Annotated in this window: 21 protein-coding genes and 1 tRNA gene; 16 read left to right on the forward strand and 6 right to left on the reverse strand. The window is 70.3% G+C overall.

Features of this window, described 5'->3' with window-relative positions; all coding sequences use genetic code 11:
- Positions 1-81: 81 nt before the first annotated feature.
- The 6 genes from ACFVJS_RS13010 to ACFVJS_RS13035 all read left to right on the forward strand — a co-directional run bounded on the left by ACFVJS_RS13010 (position 82) and on the right by ACFVJS_RS13035 (position 6,106).
- Positions 82-1,416 (forward strand): HNH endonuclease, encoded by a 1,335-nt coding sequence (locus ACFVJS_RS13010; RefSeq protein WP_378880488.1) that lies wholly within the window; start codon positions 82-84, stop codon positions 1,414-1,416.
- A gap of 115 nt (positions 1,417-1,531) precedes the next feature.
- Complete coding sequence (locus ACFVJS_RS13015) at positions 1,532-3,091, forward strand: TIGR03767 family metallophosphoesterase (RefSeq protein WP_378880491.1); 1,560 nt, start codon at positions 1,532-1,534, stop codon at positions 3,089-3,091.
- 133 nt (positions 3,092-3,224) lie between these two features.
- Entirely contained in the window at positions 3,225-3,638 is a 414-nt protein-coding gene (locus ACFVJS_RS13020) for a DUF3052 domain-containing protein (protein WP_165111741.1), read from the forward strand.
- Between the two features lie 69 nt (positions 3,639-3,707).
- Entirely contained in the window at positions 3,708-5,372 is a 1,665-nt protein-coding gene (locus tag ACFVJS_RS13025) for an AMP-binding protein (RefSeq protein WP_378880493.1), read from the forward strand.
- Entirely contained in the window at positions 5,369-5,833 is a 465-nt protein-coding gene (locus ACFVJS_RS13030; protein ID WP_378880496.1) for a peroxiredoxin, read from the forward strand. The genes ACFVJS_RS13025 and ACFVJS_RS13030 overlap by 4 nt, the downstream gene beginning before the upstream one ends.
- 197 nt (positions 5,834-6,030) lie before the next feature.
- Positions 6,031-6,106, forward strand: a tRNA-Val gene (locus tag ACFVJS_RS13035).
- Positions 6,107-6,111: 5 nt separating this feature from the next.
- Here ACFVJS_RS13035 and ACFVJS_RS13040 read toward each other — a convergent pair.
- Both ACFVJS_RS13040 and ACFVJS_RS13045 read right to left on the reverse strand, forming a co-directional pair.
- Entirely contained in the window at positions 6,112-6,564 is a 453-nt protein-coding gene (locus tag ACFVJS_RS13040) for a nitroreductase family deazaflavin-dependent oxidoreductase (RefSeq protein WP_378880499.1), read from the reverse strand.
- 97 nt (positions 6,565-6,661) lie between these two features.
- Positions 6,662-7,882 (reverse strand): MFS transporter, encoded by a 1,221-nt coding sequence (locus ACFVJS_RS13045; protein WP_378880502.1) that lies wholly within the window; start codon positions 7,880-7,882, stop codon positions 6,662-6,664.
- A gap of 83 nt (positions 7,883-7,965) precedes the next feature.
- On the opposite strand from ACFVJS_RS13045, the gene ACFVJS_RS13050 reads away from it, so the two are divergent.
- A complete protein-coding gene (locus ACFVJS_RS13050) occupies positions 7,966-8,889 on the forward strand; it encodes a LysR family transcriptional regulator (protein WP_378880505.1) in 924 nt (307 codons plus the stop codon).
- 12 nt (positions 8,890-8,901) lie between these two features.
- On the opposite strand, the gene ACFVJS_RS13055 is transcribed toward ACFVJS_RS13050, so the two are convergent.
- Positions 8,902-9,819 carry a LysR family transcriptional regulator gene (locus tag ACFVJS_RS13055; protein ID WP_378880508.1) on the reverse strand — a complete coding sequence of 306 codons (918 nt, stop codon included), beginning with the start codon at positions 9,817-9,819 and terminating at the stop codon, positions 8,902-8,904.
- Positions 9,820-10,026: 207 nt separating this feature from the next.
- Here ACFVJS_RS13055 and ACFVJS_RS13060 point away from each other — a divergent pair, with 207 nt between their 5' ends.
- The 4 genes from ACFVJS_RS13060 to ACFVJS_RS13075 are packed head-to-tail and all read left to right on the forward strand — an operon-like array spanning position 10,027 to position 14,889.
- Positions 10,027-11,136 (forward strand): PrpF domain-containing protein, encoded by a 1,110-nt coding sequence (locus ACFVJS_RS13060; protein WP_378880510.1) that lies wholly within the window; start codon positions 10,027-10,029, stop codon positions 11,134-11,136.
- 58 nt (positions 11,137-11,194) lie between these two features.
- Positions 11,195-12,394 carry a Bug family tripartite tricarboxylate transporter substrate binding protein gene (locus ACFVJS_RS13065; RefSeq protein WP_378880512.1) on the forward strand — a complete coding sequence of 400 codons (1,200 nt, stop codon included), beginning with the start codon at positions 11,195-11,197 and terminating at the stop codon, positions 12,392-12,394.
- A 10-nt stretch (positions 12,395-12,404) separates the two neighbouring features.
- Positions 12,405-14,468 carry a tripartite tricarboxylate transporter permease gene (locus ACFVJS_RS13070; RefSeq protein ID WP_378880515.1) on the forward strand — a complete coding sequence of 688 codons (2,064 nt, stop codon included), beginning with the start codon at positions 12,405-12,407 and terminating at the stop codon, positions 14,466-14,468.
- Between the two features lie 46 nt (positions 14,469-14,514).
- A complete protein-coding gene (locus ACFVJS_RS13075) occupies positions 14,515-14,889 on the forward strand; it encodes a universal stress protein (protein ID WP_378880517.1) in 375 nt (124 codons plus the stop codon).
- Positions 14,890-14,906: 17 nt separating this feature from the next.
- On the opposite strand, the gene ACFVJS_RS13080 is transcribed toward ACFVJS_RS13075, so the two are convergent.
- On the reverse strand, positions 14,907-15,569 hold the full coding sequence (locus ACFVJS_RS13080; RefSeq protein ID WP_378880519.1) for a response regulator: 663 nt from the start codon (positions 15,567-15,569) through the stop codon (positions 14,907-14,909).
- Entirely contained in the window at positions 15,566-16,792 is a 1,227-nt protein-coding gene (locus ACFVJS_RS13085) for a sensor histidine kinase (protein ID WP_378880522.1), read from the reverse strand. The genes ACFVJS_RS13080 and ACFVJS_RS13085 overlap by 4 nt, the downstream gene beginning before the upstream one ends.
- 144 nt (positions 16,793-16,936) lie before the next feature.
- Between ACFVJS_RS13085 and ACFVJS_RS13090 the strand changes: the two genes are divergently transcribed.
- Positions 16,937-17,839 (forward strand): type II CAAX prenyl endopeptidase Rce1 family protein, encoded by a 903-nt coding sequence (locus ACFVJS_RS13090; protein WP_378880525.1) that lies wholly within the window; start codon positions 16,937-16,939, stop codon positions 17,837-17,839.
- Between the two features lie 9 nt (positions 17,840-17,848).
- Positions 17,849-18,454, forward strand: coding sequence for a DUF4232 domain-containing protein (locus ACFVJS_RS13095; protein WP_378880526.1), 606 nt, complete (start codon positions 17,849-17,851; stop codon positions 18,452-18,454).
- Here the strand turns inward: ACFVJS_RS13095 and ACFVJS_RS13100 are convergent.
- Positions 18,442-19,704: an MFS transporter gene (locus ACFVJS_RS13100; RefSeq protein WP_378880528.1), complete on the reverse strand. Its 1,263-nt coding sequence runs from the start codon at positions 19,702-19,704 to the stop codon at positions 18,442-18,444. The two genes, ACFVJS_RS13095 and ACFVJS_RS13100, sit on opposite strands and share 13 nt — an antisense overlap.
- 105 nt (positions 19,705-19,809) lie before the next feature.
- Between ACFVJS_RS13100 and ACFVJS_RS13105 the strand changes: the two genes are divergently transcribed.
- From ACFVJS_RS13105 to ACFVJS_RS13115, 3 genes are read left to right on the forward strand one after another with little or no spacing between them, the layout of a single operon-like run.
- A complete protein-coding gene (locus tag ACFVJS_RS13105) occupies positions 19,810-21,261 on the forward strand; it encodes a pyridoxal phosphate-dependent decarboxylase family protein (RefSeq protein ID WP_378880531.1) in 1,452 nt (483 codons plus the stop codon).
- Positions 21,258-22,595: a lysine N(6)-hydroxylase/L-ornithine N(5)-oxygenase family protein gene (locus tag ACFVJS_RS13110; protein ID WP_378880534.1), complete on the forward strand. Its 1,338-nt coding sequence runs from the start codon at positions 21,258-21,260 to the stop codon at positions 22,593-22,595. The genes ACFVJS_RS13105 and ACFVJS_RS13110 overlap by 4 nt, the downstream gene beginning before the upstream one ends.
- Complete coding sequence (locus tag ACFVJS_RS13115) at positions 22,592-24,877, forward strand: GNAT family N-acetyltransferase (protein WP_378880536.1); 2,286 nt, start codon at positions 22,592-22,594, stop codon at positions 24,875-24,877. Before ACFVJS_RS13110 ends, ACFVJS_RS13115 begins: the two co-directional genes overlap by 4 nt.
- Positions 24,878-24,883 lie beyond the last annotated feature (6 nt).

Raw genomic sequence — 24,883 nt, forward strand, 5'->3', positions numbered from 1 at the left:
CGTCGAAACTGACGCAAATATGCCGTTTGACCTGCGAAAACAATGGGCTATACGACGCTGCTCCCTGGTAAAATGTGGGGCATGGAAGCACTCCTCGACCCCGACGGCACCACCAGCGGTCTGCTGGCTGTGGTGCGTACGTCTCGGGCGGTCGCGGAGCAGGCTGACCGGGACGTGTTGATCGCTGCCGCACGGTTCGCGGCGCTGCATTCGGTCGACACTCCTGAGGATGCGGCGCGGTTGGACGGGGATTCGTTCGGGGACCGGATGTTGCCCCTGGCTGGACCCGGGGCGCCGTTGGTGTCCGAGGCCGCGGCCGTCGAGTTCGCCGCCGTCTTGGGGCGCTCCACCCAGGCGGGGAAGAGGTTCCTCGGGGACGCGGTCGAGCTGCGCTACCGGCTCAAGCACGTGTGGGCGCGGATCCTCGACGGGTCCCTGTTGGCCTGGCGGGCGCGTCGGATCGCGGACCTGACGCGGGGTCTTGATGCCGAGGTGGTGGCGTGGGTGGACCAGCAGGTCGGACCACACGCTCATCAGATGGGGCCGGTCCAGCTCGAGCGCGCGATCACGCAGGCGGCGGCGATGTTCGAGCCCGACGTCGCTGCTGCGGTCGCCGAGACGGATGCGGTCCAGCGCCGGTCGGTCACGATCACGACCAACGAGACCTTCCCGTTTGTCGGCACAGGTGCCGAGCAAGGCCAAGCGGTCCTCGCGCTGGGCCATGTCGACGGCGTCCTCGACGCCGCGGACGCCCTGGACCTGGAGCAGGCTGTTTCAGCGATCGCGCACGGTCTTCTCGACCACGACGACTACGCCGGGGCGAGCCTGGACGTACGGCGCGCTGCCGCGCTCGGGATCCTGGGCAGGGCCTACAACTCAGGGTCCCTCGACGGCGTCCCCGGTGTCGCAAGGGTCGTCGAGCTCGTCATCCACACCGACACCCGCGCCCTCGCGGACACCGGGCTGGCACAGCTCGACAACACCCGTGGCCTCGTCAGCATCGAACGCCTCGAGCAATGGGCCGCCACCCCCGGGACCGTGGTCAAACCGGTCATCGTGGTCGACCTGGCCGAGGACATCGAAGCGGCCGGCTACGTCCCCACCGCCCGGCAGCGCCGCCAGGCCGCGTTGATCCACGAGAAGTGCTCCTTCCCGTACTGCCAGGCCCGTGCCGAGCGGTGCGACCTCGACCACCGCCACCCATACGCCGCTGGTGGTCGGACCACCAGCCAGAACCTCACCCCGCTGTGCCGACGACACCACCGGATGAAGACCCACCACGGCTGGCGCTACCACCGCATCCGAGCCGGCACCTACCGATGGCACAGCCCCCACGGCTACGAGTACGTCGTCAGCCCGATCGGCACCATCGACGTCAGCAACGACCTCGACCCGCCGCTCACGCTTGTCGCCTGATCTGTTCGAGCACGAGACATCTCCACCAACCGGGACCGCAGCGGCGTGGTGCCTGGGAGTATCGTTCGCGCACGGACCGCGGCGGCCGGTCCTGAGGGAGAAGAGGCGGCTTCAGATGGGTGTCACGAGCGAGAGCGGACGGATCGTCGCGGGTGGCCGGAAGGGCACCTACGTACGTCTGGCCGAAGGCCCTCAGGAGCGCCACATCTCGCGCACCGACCTGGCCCGGAAGCCCGAGGAGCTGGGCGACCCGGTGCTCACCGTCGCCCACCTCTCCGATATGCACATCTGCGACCACCAGTCGCCGGCCCGGGTCGAGGTCCTGGACCGGCTCATGGACCCCGACACCTCCACTCGAGAGCTGATCGAGGAGATCGGGACGTACCGGGCCCAGGAGCTGCTGACCGCCCAGGTCGGCGCGGCCATGGTCGAGGCGATCAACGAGATCACCGAGGGTCCCGTCGGTGGTGGCCCGCTCGACCTGGCGATCGCGACCGGCGACAACACCGACAACGGGCAGTTCAACGAGCTCGACTGGTATCTCACGCTGCTCGACGGCGGCCGGCTGATCCCCGACTCCGGCGACATGCTGCACTACGAGGGCGTCGCGGTCCTGCCCGACAAGCGCTTCTGGCACCCCCAGGGCGAGACGTACGACATGCGCCGGGGCGACCACGGGTTCCCGCTCGTCCCCGGGCTGCTGAAGGCCGTACGCCGCGCCATCGACTCTCCCGGGCTCGAGGTGCCGTGGCTGGCCGTCAACGGCAACCACGACGCGATGCTGCAGGGCACCGTGCCCGGCAACACGGCCATCGGCGAGGTCGCGGTCGGCGGCCTGAAGGCGATCGCCATGCCCGAGCACTGGACCGACGAGGCCAAGGCGAAGCTGATCGCAGGGCTGTTCTCCGGCGACCCGGTGGCGCTCGGGATGCTGGCCGAGCTGGAGCCCTACGAGGTGACCCCCGACCGGCGCCGCCGGCAGACCACCCTGCAGGAGTTCGTCGACTCCCACGTGCATGACGAGGCGAAGCCGGCGGGCCACGGGTTCAAGGCCGGCGGCGAGTCCTACTACCGCTACGACGTCAACGACGAGGTCACCTTCGTCGTCCTCGACACGGTCAACCCGGCCGGCGGCTTCCAGGGGTCGATCGACGCCGAGCAGCTGGAATGGCTCGACGCGGTGCTCGCCTCCACCGACTACGACGAGCGGCTCGCCGTGATCGCCAGCCACCACGACGTGGCCTCGCTGGTCAACGACATGAGCGGCGCAGCGGGCAGCCGCCGGGTGCTGGGCGACGAGATCGAGCAGACCGTCTCACGTCACGAGAGCGCGGTCCTCTGGCTCAACGGGCACACCCACCGTACGGCCGTGAAGCCCCATGGTTCTTGGTGGGAGGTCACCGCGCCGTCGCTGATCGACTGGCCGCAGCAGGGCCGGGTGGTCGAGCTCATCTCCGACGGCGACGTGCTCACCATCGCCACCACCATGCTCGACCACGCCGGTCCGGCCCGGTGGAGCGGCTCGATCGAGGAGGTCAACCACCTCGCCTCGCTCTCCCGCGAGCTGTCGGCCAACGACTGGCAGGCTCCGAACGTGCCGCTTGCCGAGCACCCGTCGGCCGGCACGGCTCAGGATCGCAACGTACTGCTCCATCTGCTCGATCCGAGGGCCTGAAAACACGTGCGACACGCCGTTATCTAGCGGATGACAGGCGGGTGGGGTTGCGTGGACCAGCGTTCTCCGCTGGACTACCACCAACCAAGTCCATGCAAGCGGCGTGGACACCAAGCCTTGGGAGGAAAGACACGTGAGCTCGACCGCAGCCACAGGGCCTGCGGACCGGCTGGGCCTCAAGTCCGGCATGGTCATCCAGGAACTGGGCTGGGACAACGATACTGATGACGAGCTGCGGGTCGCCATCGAAGACGCCGTCGACGCAGACCTGGTCGACGGCGAATACGGCAATGTCGTCGACGCCGTGCTGCTGTGGTGGCGCGATGACGACGGTGACCTGGTCGACGGGCTCGTCGACGCGCTGACCGACCTCGTCGGCGGCGGGGTCATCTGGCTGCTGACGCCGAAGGTGGGCCGCCCCGGTGCGGTCGACCCGGCCGACATCGCCGAGGCGGCGCCGATCGCCGGACTGTCCCAGACCACCACCGCATCTGTGAGCAAGGACTGGGCCGCGACGCGTCTGCTGGCGCCGAAGACACCTGCCTGATGGCGGCGGTTCTCGGGGTCGCTGGACACTCGCAGGAGTCTTCGCGTGAGCGACGTTAGACTCCCAACGGTGTTCTCGACTACGGCTGCCAAGGCACGCACCGCCGGATCCGCGGCGAAGATCCTGGCCGGTTCCGGCATCGTCCGGCCGGTCAGCCCCCTCGGGCTCGCGCGGACCGGTCTGGCGCTCGCGCGCTGGGGCACCGGGCCGGCCGGAGGATTCATCGGCCTCGCCCACCGCTACCCGCGCCGCACCGCGATCATCGACGAGCTGGGCTCGCTGACGTACGCCGACCTCGACCGCCGCTCCAACGCGATCGCCCGGGCCCTGGCTGCCCGGGGGATCGGTGAGGGCGACGGGGTCGCGATCATGTGCCGCAACCACCGCGGTTTCATCGACGCGACCCTGGCGGTCGCGAAGCTGGGTGCCGACGCGCTCTACCTCAACACCGCCTTCGCGGGTCCGCAGCTGGTCGGGGTGCTGGAGCGGGACGAGCCTGCCCTGATCATCCACGACGAGGAGTTCACCGGGTTGCTGTCCTCGGCCACCACGGCCGAGCGGCTGGTGGCCTGGGTCGACTCCGAGGACCCCGGGGAGACGCTCGAGTCGCTGGTCTCCGGCGACGCGCGTCCGGTGTCGCCGCCGAAGCGGCACGGGAGGATCGTGATCCTGACCTCCGGCACGACCGGGGCGCCCAAGTCGGCTCCGCGTCCGGAGGCCGGGTTCGACGCCGCCGTCGCGCTGATGTCACGGATGCCGATGAAGGACGGGTGGCGGTGCTTCATCGCGGCGCCGCTCTTCCACACCTGGGGGCTCGCCCACCTGCTCTTCGCCGAGCTGCTCGGCACCACGATGATCCTGCGCCGCCGGTTCGACCCGGAGGACGCGCTGGCGACCCTGGCCGAGACCGAGGCTGACTCGTTCGTGGTGATCCCGGTCATGATGCAGCGGATCCTGTCGCTGCCGGAGGAGACCCTGGCTGCGTACGACCTGGAGGGGATCGGCTCCCGGCTCAAGGCCGTGGCGTCCTCGGGGTCCGCGCTGCCCGGTGATCTGGCGCTGGAGTGGATGGACCGGTTCGGCGACAGCCTCTACAACGTCTACGGCTCGACCGAGGTCTCCTACGCCTCGATCGCCGACCCCGTCGACCTGCGCGAGGCGCCCACCTCGGCCGGCAAGGTGCCGTGGGGGACCCGGATGCGGATCCTGGACGGCGACGGTGTGCCGGTGCCCGACGGTGAGGCGGGCCGGATCTTCGTCGGCAACGGGCTGCTGTTCGAGGGCTACACCAGCGGCGGCGGCAAAGAGGTCGTCGACGGTCTGATGGCCACCGGCGACGTCGGGCGGTTCGGGCCCGACGGGCGGCTCTACGTCGAGGGTCGCGACGACGACATGATCGTCTCCGGCGGTGAGAACGTCTTCCCTCAGGAGGTCGAGGACTGCCTGATGCGCCACCCGCTCGTGACCGACGCGGCCTGCGTCGGGGTGGACGACGCCGACTTCGGCAAGCGCCTGCGCGGGTTCGTCGTGGTGGTGCCCGGCACCGAGGACGGCGTCGATGCGGTCCTCAAGGACTGGGTCAAGGAGAATCTTGCTCGCTTCAAGGTGCCGCGGGAGATCGTCGTGACCGACGCTCTGCCACGCAACGCGACGGGCAAGGTGCTCCGGCGCGAGCTGGCCACCTGGAACATCGAGGCAGCAGGATCGAACGGCGAGAGGGCGGCAGGGCAGTGAGTGGACTTCAGATCGGCGGACCGGCTCCGGACTTCACGCTCCGCGACCAGTTCGGCGCCGACGTCACGCTCTCGGACTTCCACGGCAAGAAGGCCGTGGCGATCTTCTTCTTCCCGTTCGCATTCTCCGGTGTGTGCACCGGAGAGATGAGCGGGCTGCGCGACCGGCTCGACGAGTTCGTCACCTTCGACACCGAGGTCCTGGCGATCTCGTGCGATCCGGTCTACGCGATCCGGCAGTTCGCCGACACCGACCGGCTCAACTTCCCGGTGCTCTCCGACTTCTGGCCGCACGGCGACGTCGCCAAGGCCTACGACGTCTTCAACGAGCGCACCGGCGCCCCACTCCGGTCCTCCTACATCATCGACAAGTCGGGCTTGGTGCGCTGGTCGGTGCACAACGCCAACGCCGACGGCCGTGACCTCGAGGAGCACCTCCGGCAGCTCCATGCGGCCGTCTGAGCAGGTAGTTTACGAGGCATCCAAGGTCCGTTAACAGGCTGGTTACATCGCTTTTCCTATGCCTGGGGCGGGATCTAATCTATAGGTGTTGAGCCGCTGATGACCCGAGACGTCAGCGGCTCAACTTCCATTTCAGGGTTGGTACGTCGGCCCGGTTCGCCGGGCCCGCCCCTGATCGCGTACTCTTGGGGCGCTTCGGACGCATAGCTCAGTTGGTAGAGCGCCTCCCTTACAAGGAGGATGTCAGGGGTTCGAGTCCCTTTGCGTCCACCACAAGATCAGTCCACCGCGGCGACGTCGGCGGCGCTGAGCAGGAAGACGGGATGCCGGTGTGCGTCGGCTGCGATGTCCTCGTCGGGGGAGTCCGCGGTCACGGCGAAGTAGGGCCTGGTTACCGGCACCTCGCGCAGGTACTGGCGCAGCACGGGAACGCTGGCCGACGGGTCCAGCTCGGTGACGTGCACCGTTTCTGAGCGACCGCCCCGGCTGAGTGTGACCCGGCCGGCGGCGCGGGCGTTGTGCACCCAGTTGGTGACGCCGTAGGCGGCGACCAGCCAGCGCTCCCCATCCCGGGCCATGACATCGACGGGCGTGGAGTGGGGTGTGCCCGTCCGGCGGCCTGGGACGGTGAGGATGTGCCGGTACGACTTTCCCAGCCCCAGCCTGGTCATCGCCGCGAACGCGCGGTTGACCAGGCGGGTGCCGCTGTTGACGCGATAGGTCCTGGTCATCGGCTTCTCCTCGGGTTCGTGTTCCGACGGTGGTGGCCTGGAGCGGATGACAGGCCGACCGTGCTGGTTCACGATACGGCGACAATCGTCTCGCTGGTCAGCGCGGAGCTGCGTACGTCCTCGGTGGTGTCTGCGCACTGACTTCGCTGGAGGAGCAGGGCAAGAGGGTGCGGGCCGCGGCAGAAGCGATCAGGACGATCCCGATGACCATGGTTGCGGTGCCGGTCCAGCCGCCAGCGAAGGCGAGGCCGCCGAGCCAGCCGAAGAGGCTGGAGCCGGCGTAGTAGAACAGCGTGTAGAGCGAGGTGGCCTGGGCGACGCCGCTGGTCGCCATCGGGCCCACCCAGCCCGATGCGATCGAGTGCGCGGCGAAGTAGGCCGTCGCGAACAGCAACAGCCCGATCAGGACCGAGGTCAGCCGGTCGGGGATCGTCAGTGCGGCGCCGGCGGCCATGGTCAGCGACGAGGCCAGGAGTACGCGTCTGCGACCGAAGCGCGCGGCGAGCGTGGCTGCCAGCCGTGCCGATACCGCGCCGGAGAGCCCGGCGAGGAAGATCACCGCGGTCAGCGACGGCGGGAGATCGAACGGCTCCAGCTCGAGCCGGTAGCCGAGGTAGTTGAAGACCGCGACCTGAGCGCCCATCAGCAGGAAGCCCTGCGCGTAGAGCGCCAGCTGGCGAGGGTCGGACAGGTTGGCGACCATCCCGGTCCATACGCCGGTCGGCAGTGACGCGGTCGCCGCACCGGGGCGATCGCGTGGCAGGGCGGCGACGGCGACGGCAGCGCCGAGTGCGCTGACGCCGCCGGCCACCAGGGCGGCTACGCGCCAGTCGCTCACGTCGGCGACCGGCGCCGCGATGAGACGGCCGGTCACGCCCCCGAGCACCGTTCCGGAGATGTACGTCGCCCCCGCAGCAAGGGCGCGGTGTCGGCTCACCCGGTCGTCCAGGTAGGCCATGGCGAGCGCCGGGGTGCCGCCCAAGGCGATGCCCTGCCCGACCCGGAGGAGCACGAGCACGGAGAACGAGGTCACGAATGGGAGCACCAGCCCGATGGTCGCGGCGGTCACGATGGCGATCGTCATCGCCCTGGCTCGGCCGATCCGATCGGCGATCCACGACCAGCCGAGCGCGGCGACGGCGAGCCCGATCGTCGCTCCGGAGACGGTCAGCGCGGCGTGCGAGGCGTCGACCGCGAAGTCGCGGCTGAGCGCCGGGATCAGCGCCTGGGGGTAGTAGAGCTGCACGAACGTCGTCATCCCGATCGCGACGAGGGCGATCAGCACACGTCGGTATCCCGGATCGGCCTGTTCCCTCACCAACGTCACGCTAGGAAGGTCGAGACCATGCGTCCAATGCATGTCTGACCGATGAAGAATGCTCGAATGCATAAGATGGCGCCGTGGACGTCACTGCCCGAAACGTACTGCCGATGCTTCCCGCCCTCGCTGCGCTCGCCGAGACGGGCCAGACCCTCGCCGCGGCCGATCTGCTGCAGATGCCCCAGCCCACGGTGAGCCGCATGCTCGCCCGGCTCGGCAGAGAGCTCGGCGTGGACGTGGTCGAGCGGCACGGTCGAGGCCTGCGGCTGACCCGCGCCGGAGAGGCGCTCGCACCCCATGCCGCGGCCGCCGTCGCGGCCGCCACGGCCGGCATCGAGGCGGTGCAGGCCCAGGAGTCAGGCGCCCGCGGCCGGATCGCCCTCGCCTTCCAGAGCACGCTCGGCGAACGGGTCGTGCCGGCGCTGGTCAAGGCGTTCCTCCAGGAGCATCCGGGCGCGTCCGTCGACCTGATCCAGACCTCGCGTCCGCGGTGCCTGGCGGCCGTCGCCGACGGCACCGCCGAGGTCGCCCTGATCTCGCCGCTCGAGGACGGCTCCGGCATGCGCCAGTGGCGGCTGCACACCGAGCCCCTCGTCCTCGTCGTACCGAGCGGCCACCGGCTGTCGACACGTGCCCGGGTGAGCTTCGAGGAGGCTGCCGAGGAGACGTTCATCTGCATGAAGCGCGGTTATGGGATGCGTACGCTGCTCGAGGAGCTCGCCCAGGCCAGCGGCGTCACACCGACCATCGGTTTCGAGGGCGACGACCTCGCCACCCTCCGAGGGCTGGTCTCCGCCGGCCTCGGGGTCAGCCTGGCGCCCCGTGATCCCCACGGTGCCACCGGCTGTGTCGAGGTGCCGTTGACCAACCCGGAGGCAGTGCGCCACATCGGTGCCTGCTGGCTCGACCGCCGGCCCTCGACGCTCGCGGCCGCCTTCCAGGACCTGCTCCGTCGCCGGGGCCGTCGGCTGACCGAGATCGGCCTTCGCCCGCTGACGGGCTGATCCGGCGCTGCTTCAGGAGTAGGTCGAGGCGGTCTCTACGAGCACGTCGTGCAGGGCGAGCTCGGCGGCGCTGCGGACCCGGCCCGTGCGGTGGGCGACGAGGATGCGCCGCGGGGGAGCGGTGTCGCCCAGGGAGATGACGCGCACGTCGGGATGCTGGTTGACGGTTGCCGTCCTGGGGGCGAGCGCGATCCCGAGGCCGACGCTGACCATGGCCTGGGCCTCCTGGTAGTCGTTGGCCTGGAACGCGATGGTCGGGTTGAAGCCCGCCGCCACGGCGCTGCGCTGCAGCACCTCGACGACTGGATGACCGCCCGCGCGGATGATCCAGGGCTCCTCGGCGAGGTCGGCCATCCGCACCGTACGCCGCCGGGCCAGGCGGTGGGTGGCCCCGACGAGCAGCACGGTGGGGTCGGTGAAGAGCTCGGTCAGCACCAGCTCGTCGTTGTCGACCCGCTCCCAGGCGTAGTCCCAGAGCAGCGACATGGCGACCTTGCCCTCCTCCAGCATGCGTACGAGGTCGTCCTCGCGGCCGCTGTGGATGGTCAGTGCGATGTTGGGGTAGAGCTCCTTGTAGCGCCGGACCGCGAGCGGTAGGAACGAGCTGCCGATGGTGGGGAAGGTGCCCAGGGTCACGCTGCCGCGACGTACCCCGGCGATGTCGGCGAGGTCCGACTCGGCGGCCGCGAGCTGGCGCAGGACCTTGCGGGCGTGGGTGGCGAGCACCAGGCCCGCGTCGGTCGGGGTCATTCCCCGGGCATGGCGGTCGAGGAGCGGCTGCCCGGCCTCGCGTTCGAGCCTCAGGAGCTGCTGCGAGATCGCGGACGGTGTGTAGCCCAGCGCGGTGGCCGCGCTGGTCACGGATCCCTCCTCCACGATCGCCAACAAAATCTGGAGCCGTTTGATGTCGAGCACGGCCCCAGTCTGCATGAAGCTCTTCTACATGACCATGTAGACACGTGCAGTGCTGCTTCAGCCGCGACGACACTCGGCCGGACGCAGGGACGTCGAGGCGGCGTCTTCTGAGCATGCAGTTTTGCTACATGATCATGTTCAGATTCGTGATTGTGCTACAAGTCACCCGGCTCCAGTCTGTGGAGGTCCGGAGAGTCCGGACGACTCGGCTCAGGAGGCAACATGCGCGAGATCGCCGCGACATGGATGCGGGGTGGCACCAGCAAGTGCTGGGTCTTCCGTCGCGACGACCTGCAGGTCCCGGATCTGTCCGTCGACGAGGTGCTGCTGCGGATCTACGGCAGCCCCGACCACCGTCAGGTCGACGGGGTCGGTGGGGGCACGTCCACCACGAGCAAGGCGGTCATCCTGGCTCCCTCGGAGACGTCCGGCGTGGACGTGGAGTACACGTTCGCCCAGGTCGGCATCGAGGAGGCCAAGGTCGACTGGGGGAGCAATTGCGGCAATTGCTCCGCGGTGGTCGCGTCGTTCGCGATCAGGGAGGGGTGGGTGCGGCCCGGGGCGTCCGAGACGGCGGTCCGGGTCCTCAACACCAACACCGACCAGCTCATCGTGCAGCGCGTCCCCACCCCCGGCGGCATGCTCGACGAAGGGGCCTCCGAGGCCATTCCCGGCGTCCCCTTCCTCGGCGCACCGGTGAGGATGGGGTTCGTCGACCCGGCCGGCCGGAGCACCGGACACCTCTTCCCCACGGGACATCAGCGCGACACCCTGTCCGAGGCGGTGGGCGGCGTGGTCGTCACCCTCGTCGACGCCGGCGCTCCCGTCGTCGCGACCCAGGCCGCCGACTTCGGTGTGCGCGGTGACGAGGACATCGCCGACCTCGACGCCGTGCCGGGTCTCCTGGCACGCCTCGATGCCGTACGCCGCGAGGCAGGCGTCCTGATGGGGCTCGCCCCGACCCCGGAGGCGGTCGCGCGGGCCGTGCCCAAGCTCGCGCTGGTCGCCGCACCTGACCCGGCGAGCGCGGAGCGGACCGACCTGACCGTACGCATGCTGTCGATGGGGCGCTTCCACCCGGCGGTCCCGGTCACCGGCTCGGTCGCCCTGACGCTGGCCGCCGACGCCCCCGGAACGGTAGTGCACGACCTCGTCCCCGAGGGCCGACCGGCCACCGGCCTGCGGCTCGGCACGCCCGCGGGCCGCGTCAGCACCTTCGCCGAGGAGCACGACGGCGTTCCCGTCGTGGGCGTCGTACGCACCTACCGCCGTCTCGCCCACGGCTCCGTGGTCCTGCCGGACCCGCCCTTGCTGCCGTCCGCATCGGCTTAACCATCTGACCCCTTGACACGGGATGCCCGTGTGAGGCTCGCTTCACCTGGAGGAACTCATGACCCAGCACGTCGAAGAAGAGGACGTGGCCACGACCGCAGACGAGGATGCCGGCCCCACCCAGGACCCGCCGGAACGCCCCGCGCCGACTCCACGGCTCGCCGGCGCCGTCCTCGCAGGCTTCACCGCGCTGGCGGTCGGCGTCTCCGTCCTGGGCGGCGACGTCCTGAACCCCGCCGCCTCCACGGCCGACGGCGACTACTCCGGTGAGACCGTCGAGATGATGATCCCGCTGGCCGAGGGCGGCGGCACCGACACCTGGGCGCGGTTCGTCGGCGCCGAGCTGACCGAGGCGGTGCCGGGCTCCCCGGGCCTGGCTCCGGTCAACGACGACGGCGGCGAGGGCATCCTCGGCACCAACCACTTCATGACCTCGGCGAAGACCGACGGGACCGAGGTCTTGGTCAGCACCGCCTCCACGGTGGTGCCCTACCTCCTCGACATGCCGTCGGTGCGCTACGACTTCAACAAGCTCCGGCCGATCCTGGCCAACGGCACGGGGGCGGTCGTCTACGCCCGGACCGGTGCCGGCGTACGCGGTGTCGAGGATCTCGTGAACCGCGACAAACCGCTCATCTTCGGCGGCATCGCGGCGACCAGCCTCGACCTCACCACGATGCTGGCCTTCGACCTCCTCTCCGCCGACATCGATGCGACCTTCGGCTTCGAGGGCCGCGGCCCGGTGAACCTCGCGCTGCAGCGTGGCGAGGTCGACATCGACTACCAGACGACCTCCTCGTACGAGCCTGCGGTCGAGCCGCTGGTGAAAGATGGCACCGCGGTGCCGCTCTTCTCGCTCGGGCAGGTGGACGAGGACGGCGAGATCGTGCGCGATCCCAACTTCCCGGATCTGCCGACCGTCGTCGAGGTGTACGAGAAGCTCCACGGCGAGCAGCCCGACGCCGAGGCGCTGGAGACCTACCGCGCCATCCTGGCGCTGACCTACACGTACCAGAAGGCGCTCTGGGCGCCCGAGGACACACCGGACGAGGCGGTCGAGCTGCTGCGCTCGACGGCCGACGAGATGGGCGCGGACCCTGCGTTCCAGAAGTCCGCGGCTGAGGTGCTCGGCGGCTACCCGCTCGACGCCTCACCCGACCTCGCCGACCGGATCGGCGAGGCGTACCGGGTGGACGAGAGCGTCCGCGAGGACGTCCTCGAGCTGCTCGAGACCGACTACGACATCACGATCGACTGAGGGCAGACACATGACTGACGCAGCCTTCTCGGCCCTCGCCTCCCTGGCCGACCCCTCACTCCTCATCATGCTCGCCGTCGGCGTCGTCGCCGGTCTGGTCATCGGGCTGATCCCGGGCCTCGGCGGCACCGGCGCGGTGGCGATCCTGCTCCCGATCACGTTCGGCATGGACCCCGAACCCGCTCTCGCGATGCTCATCGGCGCACTGGCCGTGGTACACACCTCGGACACCGTCGCCGCCGTGCTGCTCGGTGCACCCGGATCGGCCTCGGCCAGCGTGACGATGCTCGACGGCTACTCCATGGCGAGACAGGGACAGGCCAAACGGGCGCTCTCCCTCGCCTTCCTCTCCTCGATGGCCGGCGGCCTGATCGGAGCGGTCGGGCTCACCCTCGCCATCCCGCTGGCTCGGCCCCTGGTGCTGTCCTTCGGCAGCCCGGAGCTATTCATGCTGACCATCCTCGGCGTGTCGCTCGCCGCGGTGCTCTCGCGCGGGAACGTCGTCAAGGGGCTGACCGCCGGTCTGCTCGGCCTCCTGCTCGGACTCGTCGGCACCTCGCCCACGACGGCCGAGGAGCGGTTCTCCTTCGGGTCGCTGTTCCTCAGCGACGGCATCTCCCTGGTCGCCGTCGCGCTGGGTGTGTTCGGGCTCGCCGAGATCGCCAGCCGCGTCGGTCAGCGACGGGTGACCGAGAAGCCCGTGGAGCTCTCCGGCGGCTGGGGATCCGGCATCCGCGAGTGGATCACCCACTGGACCCACGTCATCCGGGGCGCCCTGATCGGCATCTGGGCCGGCGTCCTCCCCGGCGTCGGCGCCACCGCCGGCACCTGGCTCGCCTACGGGCAGGCCGTCGCCACCGCCAAGGACAAGCGCAAGTTCGGCAAGGGCGACCCTCGCGGCATCGTCGGTCCCGAGAGCGCCAACAACTCCGTCGAGGCCGGCGACCTGATCCCGACCTTCCTCTTCGGCATCCCCGGAGGTGTGCCGTCGGCGATGCTGCTCGGGATGCTGCTGACGTACGGCATCCAGCCTGGGCCGGCGATCGTCACCGACCATCTCGACCTGATGTACCTGATCGTGTGGGCGTTCGCGATCGCCTCGGTCGCCGGAGCCTTCCTCTGCTTCCTGGCCACCGGGTCGCTGGCGAAGCTGACCAAGGTTCCGTTCGCAGTGCTCGGCCCCGGTCTCCTCGTGGTGATGCTCCTGGGCGCCTTCCAGGAGGGTGGCCAGCTCGGCGACCTGTGGGTCATGGTCGCGCTCGGTGTGGCCGGCTTCTTCCTCAAGGCGACCGGGATGCCGCGGGCCCCGTTCCTGATCGGCTTCGTGCTGGCCATCCCGATGGAGCGCTACTACTACCTGACCGCGAGCCTGTACGACGGTGCCTCCTGGGTCGCACGACCCGGTGTGCTCGCGTTCGCTGCGCTGCTGGTCGTGCCGGTGCTGTGGTCGCTGGTCAAGCGGCTTCGCCGGGCCTCGGGATCCGTCGACGACGGTCACCGGGACGAGCACGCCAGCGCCGACGAGGACGCGGACGAGCTGGAGGGTTCGCTGGCGCGTACGCCCTGGTCCCTCGGTGTCGCCGTGGTCGCCGTGCTGCTCTTCGCCGGGGCACTGTGGGTGAGCGGGTCCTTCTCCGACGAAGCACAGCTGATGCCTCGGCTCGTCGCACTGGGCGGCCTGGTCGCCGCAGGCGTCCTGACCTGGCAGGAGATCCGGGCCAGGAGAAGGGGTGTCGCGCGAGGCGGTGATGGTGTCGTCGACGCGCCGGCCGGCTCCTCCGGGGCGACCATGCTGGCCACACGGGTCGAACCGAGGCTCGATGCCCGGGCCCTGGCCCGCCGCCACGATCTGATGGTCGGGGCCCGCACCTTCGCGGCGATGGCGGTGTTCCTGGTCCTCGTCATGGTCGGCGGCTACCTCGCGGCGACCCTGGTGTTCACACCGTTGTTCCTCCTGTACGCAGCCCGCACCCGCCCGCGCACGGCGATCATCTACACCCTCGTCCTGGGTGCCGTGCTCCTGGCGCTGCCTTCCCTGCTGCCGGTCGATCTGCCGATGGGTCTGCTGCAGTGACCGCGCCGACCTCCCACCCGTCCACGCATCACCGAAAGGAACGCCGATGACCATCGTCGTCGCCTACGCCGACACCCCACCCGGACATGCCGCCGTCACGGCTGCGGCCACCGAGTCCCGCGAGGGCGAGACGGTGGTCATCGTCCCGGCCGTACGCGGGGAGCGAGTCCCGGACGTGGGCGAGCTCGAGGCCAGCTGGCCGGACCTCGCCGGCCGGGTCGAGGTCGAACGCGGCGACCTGGGAGACCCCAGCGACACCGTCATCCAGGTCTCTCAGCGCCTCGACGCCCGCCTGATCGTCCTCGGCCTGCGGACCCGTACGCCGGTCGGCAAGCTGGTCTTCGGCAGCACCGCGCAGCGGATCCTGCTCGACGCCACCTGCCCGGTGCTCGCGGTCAAGCCGGCCCCGGCTGACTCCTGAGCCCCAGGAAGAAGCGCCTACCGCCATCCGATGAGCCCCGACTGGTAGGCCCAGACGGCGGCCTGCAGCCGGGACTTGACGCCGAGCTTGGGCATCATCCGGGCGAGGTGGGACTTGACCGTGGAGACCTCGAGGACGAGAGCCTGGGCGATCTCCTCGTTCGACATTCCCTCGGCGAGATGCAGGAGGATGTCGAGCTCTCGGGTGGTGAGGAGCTCGCTGCCGCGGGCGGCGGTCACGGGCTGCGTACGCCGGCGGGTGACGACCTCGCGCAGGACCCGTCGGGTGAGCGAGGTGTCGAGGGTGCCGTGGCCGGCGGCGACGGAGCGGACGGCGGCGACGATGGCGTCGGGGTCGGCGTCCTTGAGCAGGAAGCCGGAGGCACCGGCCTCGAGGGCGCCGAAGACGTAGTCGTCGATGTCGAACGTGGTCAGGACCAGCACCGGGATCGGGTCGGCGACGTCGGGGCCGCAGAGCTCGCGGGTCGCGCTGATGCCGTCGCGGCCCGGCATCCGGATGTCCATGCAGACGACGTCGGGGCGCAGCGCGAGCGCCTGCTCGACGGCTTTCGCGCCGTCCTCGACCACCGCGACGACCTCGATGTCGGGCTCGGTCTCGAGCAGAGTACGCAGCCCGGCACGGACCAGCGGCTGGTCGTCGGCGATCACGACCCGGATCATGCGGGAATCCGGAGCTGGGTCTGCCAGCCGCCCTCGGCGGTGGGACCGGCCTCGAGCGTCGAGCCGGTCAGGTCGGCGCGCTCCTGCATCCCGACGAGGCCGAGGCCACGCCGATTCGGGGATCCTGACGGCACCAAACCGGGCGGCGGCTCGTTGCGCACCGTCACCACCACGACGTCCGGTTCCCGGGAGTCGAGCACCACCTCGCACCGTGCTCCCGGCGCGTGCCGCGCCGCATTGGCGAGACACTCCTGCACGGTGCGATAGGCGGAGAGCTGGGCGAGCGGTCCGACCGCCTCGACGGAGCCGGAGCCCAGCGTCGAGAGCGAGACCTCGAGCCCCGAACGGCGTGCCGCGGAGACGAGGTCGGCGAGATGGGAGAGCCGTTCCTGCCCGCTGGCTGCCTCGGCCTGCCCGGGACTCCGCAGGAGCGTGACCAGCCCGCGCAGCTCGCGCAGCATCGCGGTGCTCTGGGTGCGCACCTGGCGTACGGACTCCTTCGCACCCGCCGGGTCGGTGTCGATCTGCCGCTCGACCGCGCCGGTCATCACCGCGATCCCGGTCAGGTGGTGGGCGGCGATGTCGTGGAGCTCGCGCGCCATCGCCGTACGCTCCTCCGCGATCGCCGCGGCGAGCTGGGCGGACTGCTCGCGGTCGACGGCGAGGGCGAGGTCGGTCCGGGCCTCCCGGGCATCGCGCCGCGCGCGGACGGTGGCGGCGAGCAGCGCCGGCAGAACGACCACGCCCACGCCCTGGACGAGGCCGGCGACGACCGCGGTGCCGGGAGCGAGGCCGATGGTCACCTGGCTCAGGGCCGTGCCGGACGCGACCAGCAGCGCGGCACCGGTCAACGCTCCGGCGAGGGCACGGATCCGGCGGGGGAGCGGGGCCGAGGTCACCGCCGACCACACCGCGACCACCACGGCGGCCGAGGAGAGGCTGGTGGCGTCCCCCGCTCCGCTCGCCGCCAGGGCGACCGCGCCCGCGGCCACGACCAGCAGCACCGCCAACGGCCGCGAACGCCGCGCGAGGAGCACCGCCGCCTGGCCGGTGAGCATCGCGAGCGCGACCCACCAACCGGCGCTGCCGAGAGCCGGGGAGCCCGCGACCGACGGGTCGGCGGAGTCGAAGCCGGGTGCGACCACCAGCAGCACCATGGTGAGCAGCCAGACCACCGCGGGTGGGAGCAGTCGCGGCACCATCCGTGTCGTCACATCGTTCACGCGATCATCCTTTACGCAACCGGTCCTGGTCACCAGCATCTTTCGATGCAAGTACGACGGTTCGCCCTTTTGCCCGGCGCGACAGGGGCGCTCCGATTCCTAGGTTCGGGTCACGGAATCGACCCAACTCGAAAGGGAACGACCATGACCACGACGACGCCTGTGATCCAGCCGGACCAAGGCCTACGAGCATTCGTACGCCGCCACCAGCTCTCCACCTTCTTCGTCCTCGCCCTTGCCGCGAGCTGGCTGGCCTGGACCCCCTACATCTTGTCCAACAGCGGGCTCGGCCTCTGGGACCTCACCTTCCCGGGCGGCGCGATCGGCGGCCAGCTCCTCGGGATGCTCCCGGGCGCCTACCTCGGCCCGATCGGCAGCGCCGCGCTGGTCACCGCGATCGCCGGCGGCCGGGCCGGGCTGCGCGCCTGGGTTCGCGGGATGTGGCGGTGGCGGGCGAGCTGGCGCTGGTACGCCGGCATCCTGATCGGTGTGCCGGCCGCGATCATCGTCGCGACCCAGGCCGTCGGTGGGCAGATGGCGGAGCCGTCGCAGACGTGGCTGATCGTGCTGGTGGCGTACGTTCCGGGGCTCCTGCTGCAGATGATCACCACCGGTCTCGCCGAGGAGCCAGGCTGGCGCGACTTCGCCCTGCCCCGGCTGCAGCGGAAGGTCGGGCCGCTCGGGTCCGCCTTCGTGCTCGGGCCGATCTGGGCGCTGTGGCACATGCCGCTGTTCCTGACCGACTGGGCCGGCTGGCCCGACGTGAGCTGGTACGCCCCGCTCGTCTTCACGGCCTTCTGCTTCACCTTCGGCATCGTCATGACCTGGGTCTTCAACCGCACCGGGCAGAGCCTGCCGCTGGCGATGCTGCTGCACACCAGCGTCAACAACTACGCCTCGGTCGCCTCTAGCGAGCTCTTCCCGGACGTCGACGCCGACCGGTTCCAGCTCGCGGTGCTGCTCGCGGCCGGGATCGTGGCGGCCGTCATCGTCCTCGCCACGCGCGGGCGGCTGGGATACGTAAAGGAAGCTGCCGGGTCTGTATAGATTCAGCAGGTGCCTCTCCGTATCCGGCGCACTGTCGCGCCGCTCGTCCTCGCCAGCTCGCTCCTCGCCCTCGCGGCCACGGGATGCTCCTCCGAGACCGCCGATGGCGCGGGGGCGCAGACCAGCCCCAGCCCGTCCGCGGAGGTGACCACCGAGCCCAGCCCCGAGCCCAGCACCGAGCCCAGCACCGAGCCGACCGAGGACTCCAGCGGCGCCTGCGCCACCGGCGACCTGAACTTCACCGTCTCCGAGCAATCCCAAGCGGGCGGTTACTACCTGGTGACGGCGACGGCCAAGCCCGGCGTGACCTGCACCCTCGCGGGCCGGACGATCGAGGCGGGCTTCGGCTCGGACGTCGCCGGCGACGTGATGCCGAGCGAACAGGCCGAGGGCGAGCCGATCACGATGACCGGCTCGATCAAGGCCTACGCCGGGGTGAACCCGCACAGTGGACCCCAGGAGGGCGGGGTGCAGTTCGAGGAGATCATCGTCTCCGCGGGCGAGGGCGACATGGATCCGGTGTCCCTGAAGCTGCCGAGCACCGCCGAGGTCGATCAGCCGATCGGTACCAACTGGCACACCGACGCCACGAAGGCCGTGCCCTACTCGAGCTGACCCGCCCCGACCGGTTCGGGGACCGCCTCGGGCTCCTGGGCGCGGTCCTCGGCCGCGGTGAGCAGGAAGCGGAGGCGGGTCAGCACCAGGCCCGCGGTGAGGGTGCCGCCGATCACGACGAACGCCCACAGGTGGCCGAGGCCGCTGCCGATGAGGGAGCCGGCCAGTGCCGGCCCGAGGATCTGGCCGAGGGTCAGGGTGAGCCCGAGGGAGGCGTTGTAGCGGCCGCGCAGGTGGTCGGGGGCGATGGTGTTCGCCAGCCCGGTCACGATCGGCGCCCACAGCGTCTCGCCGAGGCCGAAGATCGCCAGCCCGATCACGACCGCTGCCACCGCACCCGCGACGGGCAGCAGGTCCGCCGCAGCGAGCACGCTCCAGGCGAGCGACCAGGTCAGCACGGCACATGCCAGGGCGGTCGTACGCCGCCACCCGGAGGTGAGCCGCAGCAGGACGAACTGCCCGCAGACGATCACGGCGGCGTTCGCGGCGAAGGCCCAGCCGAGGGCGGAGGCCGGCACGCCGGCCACGTCCACGGCGTAGGCGGTGGCGCCGGCCTCGAGCTGCCCGTAGCCGAAGGTCACCGCGAGCACGCCGCAGCCGACCAGGGCCACCGCCCGCCGGTCCCGCAGCACCTCGCCCCAGGAGCCGGCGGTGGCGTCGTCCGCGTCGTCCCGGGCGGGCCGGGCGGGGGAGCGGACCAGGAGCGCCAGCACCGCGGCGTACGCGAGGTAGGCGACGGCGTCGCACAGGTAGAGCGTCTGGAAGGTCTCCGGGCGCTCGACGTCGACGAGGAACGCGCTGACCAGGCCGCCCAGGCCGATGCCCGCGTTCAGCCCGAGGAAGGCGAAGCCGTAGGCGCGCTCGCGGTCGGCGGCGGGGACCATCGCGGCCAGCATGGTCGTCGTGCCCGGCCACAGCGGGGAGGCGCCGACGACCACGCCGGCGAGCACCGCCATCGTGGGCACGGTGCCGTCGACGAAGCCGAGCGACCCGATGGAGATCGACTCCAGGACCAGTGCGCCGATCAGGACGGGTCGAGGACCGAAGCGGTCGAGGAGCGCTCCGACCCCGGGGGCGGCGAGCAGGCCGACCACGCCCATCCAGGCGAACATCCAGCCGGCCGTCGATGACCCGAGATCCTGGACCTGGGCCATGTAGACGTACAGGAACGGCAGGGTGAGGCCGTTGCCGAGCGAGGCGAAGGCGAAGCCCACGAGCACGCGAGCGGCCTGGCTGGGGGAGTTCGGCACGGGTGTGATCGTCCTCTCTCTGGCCCACCTGTCTGGCGGGGATGCGATTAGGGTAGCCTCACTTAGGTTCGCCTAACCTAATCACCCCCGTGTCGAAGGAGACCAGTGAGCGCACCGCACTTGGAGCATCTGTTCCACCCCGACAATGCTCGTGAGTACACCAGCGGGATCACCGAAGCAATCAGACTGCTCGTCGACCAGCTCGCCACGCTCGAAGGACCCACCACCGGAATCTCGCCCGAGGCGGCCGCCGAACCGGTCGCGGAGGTCGACCTGGACAACCCGCTCGTCGACAGCGCTGCCGCGCTGGCCGAGGTCAGCCGGCTGTGGCTCAAGGACGCGGTCTGGTTCCACGAGCCGTCCTATGCCGCTCACCTCAACTGCCCGGTCGTCATCCCATCCCTCGTCGGGGAGCTGCTGATCGCGGCCGTCAACACCTCGATGGACACCTTCGACCAGTCCGTCGGTGGCACGTTCATGGAACGCCGTCTCATCGACTGGACCGCCGCCCGCGCCGGTTACCCGGAGGCGACCCGCGACGGCATCTTCACCAGCGGCGGCAGCCAGTCCAACCTGCAGGCGCTGCTCCTGGCCCGCGGCGAGGCGGAGCGCCGCGGCGTACCTCTGGACCGGCTGCGCTTCCTGACCTCCGCGGACAGCCACTTCTCCATCGCCAAGTCCGCCCGCCTGCTGGGCATGGGCGACGCTGCCGCGATCGCGATCCCGACCGACGCCGAGCACCGGATGGACGTGGTCGCCCTGCGCGCGGCGCTCGACGAGTGCGTCGTCGATGGCCTCGTCCCGGCGGCGGTCGTCGCCACCGCGGGCACCACCGACTTCGGGGTGATCGACCCGCTCCACGCCATCGCCGACGCCTGCCAGGACTTCAACGTCTGGTTCCACGTCGACGCGGCGTACGGCGGTGGACTGCTCGCCTCGCCGAAGTACCGTCACCTGCTCGACGGCATCGAGCGGTCCGACTCGGTCACGATCGACTACCACAAGACCTGGTTCCAGCCGGTCTCCTCCAGCGCGCTCCTGGTCCGCGACCTGGCGACCCTGCAGCACGCCTCCTGGTACGCCGACTACCTCAACCCGCGCGAGTCGGAGAACCCCAACCAGGTCGACAAGTCTCTGCAGACCACCCGCCGCTTCGACGCGCTCAAGCTGTGGCTGACCCTGCGCACGATGGGTGCCGACCAGATCGGTGCCTACCTGGAGACCGTGATCGACCTGGCCCGCGAGGTCTACGACATCCTCAGCGTCCAGCCCGACATCGAGGTCGTCACGCCCTCACAGCTCTCCACCGTCGTCTTCCGCTACGTCGATCCGCACCTGGACGAGGACGCCTTGGGCGACCTCAACCGCCGCATCCGCGCGGAGATGTGGAGCGGTGGACGCGGTGTCGTCGCCGCGACCAAGGTCGGCGGCCGTCAGTTCCTCAAGCTCACCCTGCTCAACCCCAAGGCCACCGTCTCGGACATCCTCGACATCATCGAGCAGGTTCGTGCGCTCGGACTGTCCTTGGATCGTCCCGTCCCGGAGGTCGTCCGATGAACGTTCCCCACACATCCGCTCACGTCCACGACCTGATCGGCATCGGGCTCGGCCCGTTCAACCTCGGCCTGGCTGCCCTCGCCGACCCGATCAGTGAGCTCGACTGTCTCTTCCTCGAGGGCCGCGACCGGTTCGACTGGCACCCCGGAATGATGCTGGACGAGGCGACCTTGCAGGTGCCGTTCCTCGCCGACCTGGTGACGATGGCCGACCCGACCTCGCGGTTCAGCTTCCTCAACTTCCTCAAGCAGACCGGCCGGATCTACCCGTTCTACATCCGCGAGAACTTCCTGCCTCACCGGCGTGAGTACAACCAGTACTGTCAGTGGGTCGCTTCGCAGCTCGGCTCGGTCCAGTTCGGGCAGCAGGTCACCTCCGTGGAGCACGACGGCGAGACGTACGTCGTCACGACCGCCTCCGGCGAGACGCATCGGACCCGACGGCTGGTGCTCGGGACCGGGACGACCCCTCGCGTCCCGGACTGCGCGGCCGAGGCCGTGGCGGCCGAGGGGCCGGCGCTGCACAGCGCGGAGTACCTCGCCCGCAAGGACGAGCTCGTCGCCCGGAGCAGCATCACCGTGGTCGGCAGCGGCCAGTCGGCCGCCGAGGTCTACCTCGACCTGCTGAACGCCCAACCCGACCACGACTACCAGCTGGCCTGGCTGACCCGCAGCCCGCGGTTCTTCTCGATGGAGTACACCAAGCTCACCCTCGAGCTGACCTCGCCGGAGTACTCCGCCTACTTCCAGTCGCTGCCGTCCGAGAAGCGCGATCGGCTGCTGAAGTCGCAGCAGAGCCTCTACAAGGGCATCTCGGGCGACACGATCGACGCGATCCACGAGGCGCTCTACACCCGGTCGGTCACCGAGGCGGCCGAGACCACGCTGCTGACCAACACCGAGGTGCGCGGGGTGACCCGCACCGACGACGGCTACCACCTCGCGCTCCACCACGTGGAGCAGGAGGAGGACTACGAGATGTCGACCGAGGCGCTCGTGCTCGCGACCGGCTACCGCGCCGGCATCCCGGACTTCCTGGAGCCGATCCGCGACCGCATCCGCCTGGACGAGCAGGGGCGCTACGCCGCCAGCCCGACCTTCTCGGTCGATACCGCCGACCGCGAGATCTGGGTGCAGAACGGCGAGGAGCACACCCATGGCTTCGTCGCCCCCGATCTCGGCATGGGTGCCTATCGCAGCTCGGTGATCCTCGCCGCCATCCTCGGCCGGGAGCCCTACCCGGTCGAGAAGCGGGTCGCCTTCCAGGAGTTCGGGGTCCCGGACCGGTTCAGAATTCAGCCCAGCAGGCTCCAGCCGACGGAGGAGAACCGATGAGGATCACGATCGAACCACTCGAGATCGAGGCCCACCTCGGCACTGTCCACTCCTGGGTGACCCACCCACGCTCGGCGTACTGGATGATGCTCGACGCCACGCTGGAGGACGTCGCCGCGGAGTACGCGCGCATCGCAGGTCACCCGCACCACGACGCCTGGCTCGGCCGGGTCGACGGCGTGCCGGCGTTCCTGGTCGAGACCTACGACCCGGCCCGCAGCGAGCTCGCCGGGATCACGCACCTGCCTGATCTGGCCGACGGTGACCTGGGCATGCACGTCCTGGTCGCGCCCACGTCCGGCGAGCCGGTCTCCGGCTACACGACCCGGGTCTTCCGGGCGGTCATGCGGCACTGCTTCGCCGACCCCGGCGTCCGTCGCGTGGTGGTCGAGCCCGACGTACGCAACGAGCCGATCCGCCGCAAGAACACCGAGGCGGGCTTCGTCGAGCTGCGCGAGATCAGCCTCGGCGAGAAGACCGCGATGCTCTCGGTCTGCACCCGGGAGATGTACGCCGCCGCCCACCTGCGCCCGGAGAACCTGCGAGTCGCTCACCGGCACCTGGTCGCCAAGGCGATCGCGGAGTTCAGCCACGAGCGGCTGATCGCCCCCGTCGAGACCGACAGCGGCTGGGAGCTGCCGGGACCGTCCTCGACGTACGCGTTCTCCGCGCGTCGCTTCATGCTCGACCACTGGGTCGTGGACCCGGGCTCGATCGTGCGACGCACCGGGGAGGCACGAGACGCGGAGGACGTCGTCGACGCGCAGGCGTTCGTCGCCGAGTTCGCACCCGACCTGGGCATCCCGGACACGCTGCTGCCGACCTACCTGGAGGAGCTGTCGGCCACGATCGCCTCGGCCTGCTGGAAGCTCGAGCACCAGACCCTGACGGCGGCCGACCTGGTCGACGCCGACCACCAGAGCGTCGAGGGCGCGATGAGCGAGGGCCACCCGGCCTTCGTCGCCAACAACGGCCGGATCGGCTTCGACATCGACGACCACGCCCGCTGGGCGCCGGAGACGAGCAACGACCTGAGCCTGCTGTGGGTCGCCGTCTCCCGGGACCAGTCCCACCTGGCCCTCGGCCGCGGGGTGGACGAGGACCGTCTCTATGCGGACGAGCTCGGCGAGGCGACGCTGGCCCGGTTCGCGGCGAAGCTGCGCGGGCTCGGCCTCGACCCGGACGAGTTCCGCTACCTGCCCGTCCACCCATGGCAGTGGCGCCACAAGCTGGCGGTCACGTTCGCTGCCGACGTCGCGGCGCGCCGGATCGTGCTGGTCGGCGAGGGTGAGGACGTCCACCGCCCGCAGCAGTCGATCCGGACGTACTTCAACACCAGCCGTCCCGAGCGCCACTACGTCAAGACCGCGCTGTCGATCCAGAACATGGGCTTCATGCGCGGGCTCTCGCCGGCCTACATGGCCGCGACCCCGGTCATCAACGACTGGGTCGCCGACCTGGTCGAGAGCGACGCGGAGCTGAAGGAGCGCGGGTTCGGTGTGCTGCGCGAGCTCGCCTCGATCGGCTGGACCGGCGACATCTTCCACGCTCTGCCGAACCCGTCGCCCTACCGGAAGATGATCGCCGCGCTGTGGCGCGAGTCCCCGGTGCCGCGGCTCGCCGAGGGCGAGCGGTGCGCCACGATGGCGGCGCTGCTCCACCGCGACGCCGCCGGTGCCTCGTACGCGGCCGAGCTGGTCCGTGCCTCGGGCCTGCCCGCCCGGGAGTGGGTGCGCAGCTACCTCGACGCCTATCTGCGGCCGCTGGTGCACTGTCTGCTGGCGTACGACCTGGCGTTCATGCCGCACGGCGAGAACCTGGTGATGGTGCTGCGCGACCACGTCCCGGTGCGGATGTTCATGAAGGACATCGGTGAGGAGGTGGCGGTGATGGGCGACCTGCCGCTGCCCGAGGAGGTCTCCCGCATCCGCGGCTCCTTCCCCGACGACGTCAAGGCGCTCGCGGTCCACACCGACATCTTCGACGGTGTGCTGCGTTACGTCGCCGCGATCCTCGATGATGAAGGGGTGCTGCCGGAGACCGAGTTCTGGGCCGAGGCCCGGGCGTGCATCGTCGACCACGCCGCTGACCACCCCGAGCTGGCCGATGCGGTCGCGCGCTACGACTTCCTGCGCCCGCGCTTCCGCCACTCGTGCCTCAACCGGCTGCAGCTGCGCAACACGCTGCAGATGGTCGACATCACCGACCAGGCCGAGTCGCTCATCTTCGCGGGCACGCTCGCCAACCCGATCGCCGACCCGGTCGCCAGTCCGGTCGCATGACACTGT

Origin of the sequence: Nocardioides sp. NPDC057772 (assembly GCF_042798075.1) — a bacterium.
Taxonomy (GTDB): Bacteria; Actinomycetota; Actinomycetes; order Propionibacteriales; family Nocardioidaceae; genus Nocardioides.